Source organism: Sphingobacterium sp. UBA6320 (genome assembly GCF_002440335.1).
Classification (GTDB): Bacteria; Bacteroidota; Bacteroidia; order Sphingobacteriales; family Sphingobacteriaceae; genus Sphingobacterium.
The window spans coordinates 132,899-144,608 of sequence record NZ_DJTA01000020.1 but is presented as its reverse complement, the minus strand read 5'-3'; the positions used below and the strand labels follow the sequence as shown (position 1 = coordinate 144,608).

The 11,710-nt window shown below is 36.9% G+C and carries 12 protein-coding genes and 1 tRNA gene; 7 read left to right on the top strand and 6 right to left on the bottom strand.

What is annotated here, in order from left to right; translation table 11 throughout:
- Positions 1-2: 2 nt before the first annotated feature.
- The 3 genes from B3P23_RS12925 (at position 3) to B3P23_RS12915 (ending at position 874) form a co-directional block, all read left to right on the top strand.
- Complete coding sequence (locus B3P23_RS12925) at positions 3-296, top strand: hypothetical protein (RefSeq protein WP_293926641.1); 294 nt, start codon at positions 3-5, stop codon at positions 294-296.
- A 111-nt stretch (positions 297-407) separates the two neighbouring features.
- The gene (locus tag B3P23_RS12920) at positions 408-599 is read left to right on the top strand and encodes a hypothetical protein (protein ID WP_293926639.1); all 192 of its coding nucleotides are present in this window, start codon (positions 408-410) and stop codon (positions 597-599) included.
- 20 nt (positions 600-619) lie between these two features.
- Positions 620-874: a hypothetical protein gene (locus B3P23_RS12915; RefSeq protein ID WP_293926637.1), complete on the top strand. Its 255-nt coding sequence runs from the start codon at positions 620-622 to the stop codon at positions 872-874.
- A gap of 118 nt (positions 875-992) precedes the next feature.
- Here B3P23_RS12915 and B3P23_RS12910 read toward each other — a convergent pair whose 3' ends face one another.
- The gene (locus B3P23_RS12910) at positions 993-1,232 is read right to left on the bottom strand and encodes a hypothetical protein (RefSeq protein WP_293926634.1); all 240 of its coding nucleotides are present in this window, start codon (positions 1,230-1,232) and stop codon (positions 993-995) included.
- Positions 1,233-1,423: 191 nt separating this feature from the next.
- A complete protein-coding gene (locus B3P23_RS12905) occupies positions 1,424-1,660 on the bottom strand; it encodes a hypothetical protein (RefSeq protein WP_293926631.1) in 237 nt (78 codons plus the stop codon).
- 624 nt (positions 1,661-2,284) lie between these two features.
- Between B3P23_RS12905 and B3P23_RS12900 the strand changes: the two genes are divergently transcribed.
- Positions 2,285-4,822, top strand: coding sequence for a DUF5686 family protein (locus B3P23_RS12900; protein WP_293926629.1), 2,538 nt, complete (start codon positions 2,285-2,287; stop codon positions 4,820-4,822).
- Between the two features lie 4 nt (positions 4,823-4,826).
- Entirely contained in the window at positions 4,827-5,600 is a 774-nt protein-coding gene (locus B3P23_RS12895; protein ID WP_293926626.1) for an enoyl-CoA hydratase/isomerase family protein, read from the top strand.
- Positions 5,601-5,688: 88 nt separating this feature from the next.
- Here the strand turns inward: B3P23_RS12895 and B3P23_RS12890 are convergent.
- Both B3P23_RS12890 and B3P23_RS12885 read right to left on the bottom strand, forming a co-directional pair.
- Positions 5,689-5,760 (bottom strand) — tRNA-Glu (locus B3P23_RS12890).
- Positions 5,761-5,896: 136 nt separating this feature from the next.
- Positions 5,897-6,538, bottom strand: a complete 642-nt coding sequence (locus B3P23_RS12885; RefSeq protein WP_293926623.1) for a 4'-phosphopantetheinyl transferase family protein — start codon at positions 6,536-6,538, stop codon at positions 5,897-5,899.
- Positions 6,539-6,915: 377 nt separating this feature from the next.
- Between B3P23_RS12885 and dcd the strand changes: the two genes are divergently transcribed.
- Positions 6,916-7,452 carry a dCTP deaminase gene (dcd, locus tag B3P23_RS12880; RefSeq protein ID WP_094771694.1) on the top strand — a complete coding sequence of 179 codons (537 nt, stop codon included), beginning with the start codon at positions 6,916-6,918 and terminating at the stop codon, positions 7,450-7,452.
- 176 nt (positions 7,453-7,628) lie between these two features.
- On the opposite strand, the gene prfB is transcribed toward dcd, so the two are convergent.
- Positions 7,629-8,712, bottom strand: a protein-coding gene (prfB, locus tag B3P23_RS12875; protein WP_248755182.1) for a peptide chain release factor 2 whose coding sequence is annotated in 2 segments (ribosomal slippage) — positions 7,629-8,651 and positions 8,653-8,712 — 1,083 coding nt in all. Because the reading frame shifts where the segments join, the coding sequence is not laid out codon by codon here.
- Positions 8,713-8,909: 197 nt separating this feature from the next.
- On the opposite strand from prfB, the gene pgi reads away from it, so the two are divergent.
- A complete protein-coding gene (gene pgi, locus B3P23_RS12870; protein ID WP_293926618.1) occupies positions 8,910-10,562 on the top strand; it encodes a glucose-6-phosphate isomerase in 1,653 nt (550 codons plus the stop codon).
- 90 nt (positions 10,563-10,652) lie between these two features.
- Here pgi and pfkA read toward each other — a convergent pair whose 3' ends face one another.
- Entirely contained in the window at positions 10,653-11,627 is a 975-nt protein-coding gene (gene pfkA / locus B3P23_RS12865; RefSeq protein WP_045755144.1) for a 6-phosphofructokinase, read from the bottom strand.
- Positions 11,628-11,710 lie beyond the last annotated feature (83 nt).

Sequence of the window (11,710 nt, the reverse complement as noted above, 5' to 3'; positions counted from 1 at the left end):
GCATGATTGAAAATGAAAAATTATATTTTCTGCTGCTGGTTTGTTTTTATGGTGGTGTGAGCTACGGGAAGGACTTGGTACTGGATACGGCCGTCAAGTCAAGACAGCTGGCAAATGGCCTATGTTATTATATACGGCAGAATAATAGTTTATGCCGATTTTCACCTCATACAGTATGTTGGTTCGGCTCAGGAAGAGAAGCAGGAAAGGAGGATGGCTTATTTTTGAAACATATGGACTTTAACGGTACCAAACATTTTCCTGGCAATACGTTGGTCAGTACGCTCGAAAAGTGAGGAATCCGCTTTGGTAGCAATATCAACGCCACAACAGGTTATGATCATACCATTTTTAGGCTCACGGATATTCCTGTTCGTATCTGTGGCCTGTTAGATACGGCCCTTTTGATGCTTTTCGACTGGTCTTCCAATATCACCAATAACGACAACGATATCGAGGCAGAGCGTGGTATTATCCAAGAAGAGTGGCGCACCCGAACGGTTGTCAATCTTCGTGTACTGGACACTGGGATATTCCCCATGTTCTATGCAGCAAATCCTATGCCGACTGGATTCCGATTGGTGAGATGGAGGTGGTGACAACCTTTAAGCCACAATAGTTGCGGCGCGACACCATTATTTTTAAAGATACCCGTATTCCGGACAATGGAAAACCTATTGTGGCACGCGCCACAGACCCTGAATTGCAAGATATTCAATTAAGTATACACTGGAAACTTCCGGAAGTTACTAATAGTGAAAAGAAAACAGATGCCGATCTGAAGGACAAAATAATTGCCAATTTATTGGCAAATCGGTTCTGGAGAATAATTGACAAGGAAAAGAACCTGTATAATACTTCTTGCAGGTATTAGGAATAAATAACTGTATTGAAGTGGTTATGGACCCGAAATAATGCATTTAAGAAACACAGGGTGCAACAAAGAGGTGCATCCTGTATTTCTTAATGAGTAAACCTTATTGTATAAAACCTTAATTAGGTCTTAATCGAACATTTTCAGATTCCTGTTTGGTCATATTTGCAGCTGTAATTTCAGCTTGCAAAGGACCTGTGATTACAGGCCTCTCTATTCCGTCAATCAATTGTACTTCCGCATTAATCGTACAAATGCGTTGTTTTGGAGATGGACAATTTTGTGTACCTGTAACTATTGTGTAGTTAAGTGGATCATTTATTGAACCACTTCCATCATATAAAAATGAATTAGGCATAATCATAAAATTTAAATCTTTGCCTACTCTGAGACCAGGTTTTCGGCTTCCCCTGTTAACCTACTCTTTTCAGGATTTTCGGTATGCTCCTATTTTCCCTCCAGCCTGCAGTGCCTTTGGGTATTGTTAACAATATTTTCTTTAAATAGCTCCTGTTTTGGAGCGATTTTGAAATAACTATTTCGATAAGATTATGGACAGAGTCGTACATTTACAGATTCTGTTTTTGTCATCAGCGCTACAGTAATCTCAGCCTGTAGGGCTCCTGTAATGACAGGTTTTGCCACTCCGCCGATAAGCTGTACCTGAGCAAAAATGGCGCAAAGTCTTTGCTTAGGTGGTGGGCAGTTCGGGTTGCCACTAATGGCAGTGTAACTGCAGGGTTGACTTGGGTCTCCTCCTGTGTATTTAAACCAAGATGTTGCCATAATCTTAGTGCTTTTATAGGTCAAAAGCATAAACTTTAAATTGGTGCCTACTCTTTTCCAGGTCTTCGGCTTTCCCTGTTACCTCCTATATTGAGGATTTTCGGTTTACTCCTTTATTCACTATTTTAAACAACATAACATTTATAGACATGATGTATTAGCCATCTATGGGTTGAGCCGTTGTAAATAGTAACATAAAGGTCTAAAGAATGTCAAGACAAGTGTTAGCATATCATTGACAATTCTGATGACAAATTTTGGGTAAATAAAAAGTGAGTATTTGACATTCTTTTTGTTAATAATTAGTCAGTTTGAATTCTTTACACCTGATTTATTGAATTGATGCCTTGCTCTTATTTTCGATTTAATCGCTTTATTTTACCGAATAAGCCAATGAAATTAAAGAGGAAGTTAATTTTCATAGATGATAATCGGCATCTGCAAAACCACGATTTTAATCGGTGCCTACCCTAATTGTTTTATGGAGTTAATTTAGATGGTATAATATTTGTGAATATCGCATGCATAGTTTGTATAAGCTATGCATTTTTTATTTTTATTTCATGCTCTATAATTTATAGACAAATTGTATATTGTCAGTAGAATAAGTAATTGCAGATATTCATGATGTTTTTAGTACCGATTATAACTACAATAAAAAGACTTTTTATTATTGCTGTTGTGCTGGGTATTTTGACAAGCCTAGGATTTGCACAACGAAATATTAAAGGTCGTGTCATCGATGGTAAAACTGGAAAAGGGATCCCTTTAGCTAGTATTTCTTGGAGTGGTCATCATGGTGGTACTTCTGCTGATACCCTCGGTAATTTTAATATTACCCTGCGGGATGAATTTGACCAGATTGCTTTTCGAGCTGTTGGTTATGAACTTAAGTTAATCGATCTCAATGTGGTTCAAGACTCTATTTTGAATATTTTTTTATTTGGTAAAGAAAATAAGATCGGAGAAGTAGTGGTCCACGCTAAAGGTCGTAAATATAAGGATCCTGCTTTGGCATTAATCGAAAATGTCATTGCTCATAAAGACGCAAATCATATCTCCAGATTAAACCACATTCAATACGAGGAGTATGAGAAATCACAATTCGGGACTGTAGATTTAAAAGCTAGAGTAGATAAGCTCCCACGTAAGTTACGGTTTTTGTTTGAGAATAAAGATACAATCAGTATACCAGGGAGTTCTATTTTACCTTTTTTCTTAGAAGAGAATGTTTCAGAAGTATATTCTACTTTTAAACCTTCAAGAAGGAAAAAAATCATTATAGGTCATAAAGTAACGGAATTAAATAAGCGTTATATCAATAATGCCAATATCCAAAGTTATTTTCAAGATCAATTTCGAAACATCGACATTTATGAGAACAACATTCAGTTGATCAGTAAATCTTTTCTCAGTCCAATAGCAGGAAATGCTCCATCATTTTATAAGTATTCCATTAAGGATACTTTAGTTCATAATGGTCTCAAGTATATTGAATTGTATTTTGAAGCCAAGTCAAAAATGGATGTATTATTTAAAGGATCTATTTGGATTTCTGATGATGATCGATATGCTGTTTATTATGCGGATATGGAACTTGGTGAAGAGGCAAATATCAATTGGGTAAATTCCATCAATATCGGTTTAGAGTTTGAAAGGCATTCTGCTGGTCAAATGATCCCTAAGCGATCTAATCTTCAGATTTTGTTTGGAACGAGTAAAGCAAATGCGTTGTATGGAAAGAAAGAAACTTACTACTCAAAATATAAAGATGATCCGATCAGTGATCAAATTTTCTCCGGTATTCCTATTGAGAAACGCTATTTGGAACAAAAAGATTCTGTTCAATGGGATCGTGTTCGTGTAGTGCCTTTGACACAGACAGAAGCAAATACCTATACCAATATTGATTCGCTATCCGAAATGAAATCTGTCAATCGATTGATAGCGATAGGTTATTTCCTCGTGCGAAGTTATTATAATGTTGGTAAATTTGAATTTGGCCCATTAGAGTATACTTATAGCTTTAATGAAATCGAGGGAAGTAGAATACGGTTAGGTGGAAGGACTACAGAGTTACTGTCCAATAAATTCTTTTTCGAGGGGTATACTGCTTATGGCACCAAGGATCATAAGCTGAAATATTATTTGAATGTGGCGCACACATTAAACGGTCAGTCTATTGTACAGTTTCCTGCGCATTATCTTTCAGTGACTGTTCAGCATGACGTTATGGAACCTGGTCGTGGTCTTAGCTATTTGAAAGGAGATGGGTTTTTCCAGTCTTTTAGAAGAAATAAACCGACTAAATGGTTGTGGAATGATATTTATAGATTAGAACATTTGATCGAATTTGGCAATCATTTTAGTGTCAAGTCGACCTTGACTCGTCACGAACGTAAAGCCGCTGGTGATTTGTCTTTTGTTACTTCAAATGCATCGCCAGATACTATTCCCGGTATTAATACCAATGACGTGCAGGTTACTTTGCGATGGGCTCCTGGAGAGCAGTTCTATTATCGTAATTTAGTAAGAACACAAATCCGTAATAAATTTCCGATTTTGACATTGCAGTACAATAAAGGTTTAGATGGATTCTGGAATGCAAATCAACGCTATGATGCCTTGCGATTTAAAATTTTTAAAAAGGTCTTCCTGTCTCCTGCTGGAACTGCAGATATGGAGCTGAGCGCTGGAAAGATATGGGGGTCATTATATTACCCGCTATTGGAAATGCCGGATATTCAGGCGGATAAATCAGGTCCATTACAAAATTTTGATTTGATATCAAATATGGAGTTTGTTGCAGATCGTTTCGTTAAGTTTGCCTATTATCACCATTGGGATGGTTACATTTTCAATCGAATCCCTTTATTACAGCGCTTAAAATGGCGTGAGGTAACAGGATTTAAGTTCTATTATGGAAAATTGAGCGATCGTAATAATCCCAATATAAATAAAGATCTCATCCAGTTTGATCGCGATGATCAAGGTATTTACAAGACACAAGTGATGGGCAATCAACCCTACATGGAAGGAATCGTAGGGATTGATAATATTTTTAAAATATTGAGAGTCGAATATAAAAGGAGGTTAACCTATTTGAATCTACCTCATGTATCTCGTGATACGTATGGCGTTTCACTTCATTTAAATTTTTAAATTTATGGAATATCAAAATCTGTTATATCAAGTTGATAGGCATATTGCTCTTATTACGATCAATAGAGCTTCTGCATTGAATGCTTTAAATCATCAAACACTAGATGATCTGGAAGCTGCTCTCATCTCTGCTCAAGGGGATATAGAGGTTAAAGGAATCATCATTACTGGCGCAGGTGAAAAAGCATTTGTTGCAGGTGCCGATATTAAAGAATTTGTTGATCTTGGTCAAGCAGCTGCCCATTCTCTTTCTAAAAAGGGGCACTATATTTTTACAGAACTGATCGAAAAATCTAAGAAACCTGTTATCGCTGCAGTAAACGGTTTTGCTTTAGGAGGTGGTTTAGAATTAGCGATGGCTTGTCATATGCGTTTTGCTTCGGATAACGCAAAATTAGGGCTTCCAGAGGTTTCTTTAGGTCTTCTTCCAGGATACGGTGGTACTCAAAGATTAACCCAATTAGTCGGGCGTGGACGGGCGTTGCAGCTGATACTTACAGCAGACATGATCAGTGCTGATGATGGATTTAGAATGGGACTGATCAATGAGGTCGTAACTCCCGAGAGTTTAATGGAACGGGTGATTCAAGTCTTGTTCCGGATTTTCTCTAGATCAGCAACGGCTGTTGCTGCTGCTATTGATGCGGTCAATGCATGTGATGATCAAGCTAAAGATGGATATCAAGTCGAAATAGACCATTTTTCAAATCTGTTTTTAACGGATGATTTTAAAGAAGGAGTGGATGCATTTTTGGCAAAGAGAAAACCTAATTTTTAATATTGCGTTTAACTTGCTAAGTTGTGTTTCTGAAATAAAGAAGATATGATTTAAAATAAAAAAGCGACTCTATTGAGAGTCGCTTTTGTAGCCCGTAGGGGAATCGAACCCCTGTTTCTAGAATGAAAATCTAACGTCCTAACCCCTAGACGAACGGGCCATTTTGTTTATTAATGTGATGCAAAGATAAGCGCATTTTTTACTCTTCCAAAATAAATGTCACACCTTTTTCGTAACTGTTTGAATCTGAATAAAATTATTTTTTTTTCTCTTACGTTTTGAATACAAAATTGGCCTTATTCGACCACATATGCTAATAAATAGTCATTGAACTTCTCATAGTAGACATCAAAGGAGCGATTGTGCTTTTCACTTGTTAAGTATAATCTCAATATTCCTTCTTCTTCATATTCAAAGGGGGCGATGGTCATATTGTGAAGGAAGGAAACACCGATGTTGCCCTGCAGTTTGTAGACTGCTTCTTTTGCACTCCAGCAAGCATATAGTTGTTCGATACGATTTTTATCGTTAGAAATAAAGCTAAGTTCTTGTTCTTTGAGAAATTTATGTGCGATGCGCTCTACTTTTGATTTGATCAATTCCATATCAATGCCTACTTCGCCAGTTGAACTTACAATTGCGCCTGCGTAATCAAAAGAGTGCGTAAGGGATATTTTTTCAGAAAAATTGGCTAAGTAAGGTTTTCCATTTTTATCCGAAGGGCAGTCAATGTAAGCCGTTGTATTGAGCAATGTCCGCAATAGTACACGAGTAGCGAGCCAGTGCAATCGTCGCTTACCATTGGAGAGACTCATGAGTTTCTGTTCCTCTATTTCATCCAATTGTAATTGCTCAGCTAATGTTTGTTCATCTTCTTCAATTCGCCAAATTGCAAATTTGGTATGCTGATCCAATTCTCGTAGGTATACTAAGCTCATACTCAAACTTAGATAAATTTGATTTGATAAGCAATATTATTATATGGATAAAGCAGTAAAGATTTTGTTTGAGCCTATTTATCTTCATATTCTATGTCTGGTTGTCGTATTGTTTGTGTTTCCTTTATTTTAAAACTTTTCATGGCAGAAATTCTACTATAAACTATTATAAATCATGTAAAATTTCAATAATACTTTTCCTTTCACACTAAAATGGTTCTTGATGGAAGCGGAGAAATCGATAACTTTGTTGCTGATATAGCATATTTTAAATTGTAAATAACACAAATTTATCTAAGTTTGAAAATAAATGGTTAGTGTGGGTTCAATGGAAAAATTTGAAATTCAGCTTTAATCATATGTAATAAAGAATAATCATGATTTTATCAGATAAACGTATACTTGAAGAAATTGAAAAAGGCCATATTGTTATAGAGCCATATGACCGCAAATGCTTAGGAACAAATTCTTATGATGTTCACTTAGGAAAACATTTAGCGACCTACAAAAGTCGTGTATTGGATGCTAAGAAACATAATGAGATTGATCACTTTGAAATTCCTGAAGAAGGATTCGTTCTAGAGCCCAATACATTATATCTTGGAGTTACTTTAGAATATACAGAAACACACCAGCATGTCCCTTTCTTGGAAGGAAAATCAAGCACCGGTCGTTTAGGTATTGATATCCATGCAACAGCAGGAAAAGGCGATGTTGGATTTTGCAATACTTGGACATTGGAGATTTCCTGTGCGCAGCCAGTACGTATCTATGCTGGCATGCCAATTGGGCAGTTGATTTATTTTGTTGTCGAAGGTGAGGTGGAAACGCTTTATAATACCAAGGGCAATGCTAAGTATAATACGAAAACGACAAAACCTGTGGAGTCGATGATGTGGAAAAATTCATTTTAAAGAAAAGGTACACGGCAATTAAAATCAATATTTCCGGTATTGCCTTCTTATAGCACATATTAAAAAAAAACACCAGCTTATCAAGCTGGTGTTTTTTTATCCTTGGATATAAATATGCAAAAAAGATTAATTTTCAAGGGTGCAAGACATAATCTTTAAAAACTTTTTTTGATCTTTTATCCTCCGAATTCCATTAAATATGATTTTAAGAATTCATCCAAATCTCCATCTAATACAGCTTGAGTATTGGACGTTTCGTGATTGGTTCTTAAATCCTTAATTAATTTATAAGGATGTAAAACATAATTTCTTATTTGGGAACCCCATTCGATTTTCTTTTTGTTGCCTTCTATTGCGTCTGTTGCTTCTTGACGTTTTCGCATTTCAATTTCATACAACTGTGACTTCAGTAATCGGAAGGCATTCTCCTTATTTTGCAACTGCGATCTAGATTCTTGATTTTTGATGATGATACCAGTCGGTTTGTGATGCAGTCGCACAGCAGTTTCGACTTTGTTCACATTTTGACCACCAGCACCACCGGCACGGAATGTATCCCATTCGATCTCAGAATCTTTTACTTCGATTTCAATATTGTTGTCGATTAGTGGGTATACATATACCGATGCAAATGACGTATGGCGCTTACCATTAGAATCAAAAGGCGAAATTCTAACCAAACGATGGACACCATTTTCTCCTTTTAAATATCCGTATGCAAAATCTCCAGAAATTTGAAGTGTTACTGTTTTTATTCCTGCAACTTCACCTTCTTGAGAATCCTGTTCAGTCACTTTGTACCCGTTTTTCTCTCCCCACATGATATACATGCGCATGAGCATAGCCGCCCAATCACAGCTTTCTGTACCTCCGGCACCTGCAGTAATTTGTAGAATTGCATCGAGCTGATCTTCTTCAGCACTTAGCATATTTTTAAATTCCAACTCTTCTACTGCTTGTAGCGCAATATGATATTGTTCATTAAGTTCTGCCTCTGTAGCATCTCCAGCTTGGTAGAATTCATACAATACTCCCGTATCATCGACAGAGGCGGCGACTGCATCGAAATGATCTGTCCATACCTTCTGTACTTTGATCGATTGCAATATTTTTTCTGCTGCTTTTGAATCGTTCCAAAAATCAGGTTCTAAAGTAATTGCTTGGTCTTTTTCTAATGCTTCTTTTTTGACATCAATGTCAAAGATGCCTCCTCAGGGAAGTTACACGATCCCTCAAATCTTGAATTTGTTCTTTGGTCATAATAACAAAGATACAGCTTTCTGCACTAAATGCCCAAAACCTCCTTGATCAAGTGTGATGATCGTGATCAATTTTTATATTTCCTCTAATCGTATAGTTAGATAGCAGGGAAGAAATCATCAAATTTCTTTTATATATGCTACAATTAACATGGTAAATAAAACAAATTTATCTAAGTTTGATTAAAATAGAAATATATGTTACCAAAAATAGATTTTACACAGACTGCTGCTTACCGTTATTTAGCAGATCATTACATCAGTATCAATGCGCATAGCTTAAAAGATTTGTTTCAAGAGGATTCATTTCGATTTGAAAAATACAGTATTGAATTTAATGATCTGCTGTTAGATTATTCAAAGAATAGAGTGAACGATGAGACTTTAGCGTTGTTACGTCAATTGGCTAAAGAATGTCATCTAAGTGAAGCTATTGATGCGATGTTTGCCGGAGAGAAGATCAATGAAACAGAAGGAAGACAGGTGTTACATACGGCTTTACGTAATCAATCCGGAAAAGCAGTCTTAGTTGATGGTAAAGATATCATGGAAGACATCAATGCGGTGTTGGCGCAGATGGAGTCCTTTACGCAGCGTATACTTTCTGGAGAATGGAAAGGCTACACCGGTAAAACGATTACTGATGTGGTCAATATTGGTATCGGAGGGTCGGATTTAGGTCCTGTGATGGTGACTGAAGCTTTAAAAGCTTACCGTACACATCTCCATATGCATTTTGTATCAAATGTAGATGGAACGCATATTGCAGAAGCGATTAAAGGTCTTGATCCCGAAACTACTTTATTTTTAATCGCTTCAAAGACTTTTACAACTCAGGAGACAATGGCTAATGCCAACACAGCTAGGGATTGGTTTATAAAAAGTGGTGCCAATAAAGCTGATGTTGCGAAGCACTTTGCCGCTTTAAGTACGAATACGGCTGCGGTTGCTGAATTTGGTATTGATACAAAAAATATGTTCCAATTTTGGGATTGGGTTGGCGGTCGTTACTCTTTGTGGTCAGCGATCGGTCTATCGATCAGTTTGGCTATCGGTTTTGATCATTTTAAAGAGTTACTAACAGGAGCTTACGAGGCAGATGAGCACTTTAGAACTGCGCCATTTGAACAGAATATTCCGGTTACGTTAGGTTTATTAGGAATCTGGTATAATAATTTTTTCGAAGCAGAGAGCCATGCCATCTTACCTTACGATCAATATTTACATCGTTTTGCTGCTTATTTTCAGCAAGGTGATATGGAAAGTAATGGTAAGAGCGTAGATCGCAACGGTAATTCGATTGATTATCAGACAGGGCCCATTATTTGGGGAGAGCCAGGCACAAATGGCCAACATGCCTTCTATCAATTGATACATCAAGGAACCAAATTGATTCCTTGTGATTTCATTGCACCTGCGATTAGTTTAAATCCGATTGGCAAACACCATCAGATGTTATTGTCCAATTTCTTTGCGCAGACAGAAGCATTGATGAACGGTAAATCTGAAGAAGTTGTTGTTGCAGAATTAAAATCATCTGGTAAATCAGAAGAAGAAATTGAACGGTTGAAAAACTTTAAAGTATTTGAAGGAAATAGACCGAGCAACTCCTTTTTACTTAAAAAAGTAACACCACGTTCTTTAGGATCTCTAATAGCATTATATGAGCATAAAATTTTTGTGCAAGGAATCATCTGGAATGTATTTAGTTTTGATCAGTGGGGAGTTGAATTAGGAAAACAACTTGCTGGACAGATTCTTCCTGAATTGGAGTCCGAAGATATTATTACGACGCATGATTCATCAACCAATGGATTGATCAATCAGTATAAAGCTTGGCGATCAGCATAGCTAGACAAAAAAAAGCGAGGTTAAGTGTACTTAACCTCGCTTTTTTATACGTTATTTATTATAAAAACTTATCGATATATCGCTTTCTTTTTATAAAGAAAGAATCTCCACGATTCTCAATAAATTTTGATTGATCGAGTCTATATGTTTAATTGCTTTTTTGAAAGATATGAATTCAACCTCACCATGGACTAATCCAGCCATTTCACCTTTGCGACCTTCTAATAAAGCCTCTACAGCAGCAACTCCCAATCGACTAGCCAACACCCTATCCATACAAGTAGGGCTTCCACCACGCTGTATATGGCCTAGTATAGAAAGGCGAACATCATATTTAGGGAAGTTTGCTTTAATTTTTTCAGAAACCACCATTCCTCCTTCAGCATCGCCTTCGGCAACGATGACAATGCGAGATGCTTTGCTTTTACGCGTTTTATCTAAGCGTTTCATAATGGCATCATAATCGACGTTAAATTCGGGTATCAATACCGCTTCAGCACCCGTACTGATGCCAGATCTGAGTGCAATCAATCCCGAATCTCTGCCCATCACTTCTATGACAAAAAGTCGATCGTGTGATTCTGCTGTATCTCTAATTTTATCAACAGCTTGTACAACCGTATTAATCGCTGTATCGTATCCTATCGTAAAATCCGTCCCTGCAAGGTCGTTATCAATTGTTCCTGGGAGACCAATAATTGGAATATCAAACTCTTCAAGAAATTTAGAGGCACCAGTGAACGTTCCATCACCACCAATGACAACTAGGGCATCGATCTGATGTTGCTTGATGTTTTCATAAGCTTTTTGGCGGCCTTCTACCGTTCTAAATTCGTCGCTTCTCGCTGTTTTTAAGATCGTGCCACCGCGCTGAATGATATTAGCGACAGATTTTACATCCATGGCAAACATATCGCCATTGACCAAACCATCATAGCCTCTCCTTACCCCAAAAACATTTAAATCATTATATATACCTGCTCTAACTACCGCGCGAATGGCAGCATTCATCCCCGGAGCATCTCCTCCAGATGTTAATACTGCTATATTTTTAATATTACTCATATTTCAAACTTAAATAAATTGTCTCTTATATGCAATATAAATCAGTTGAATATAAAAAACAATAGTGGTGATATGATTTGTTG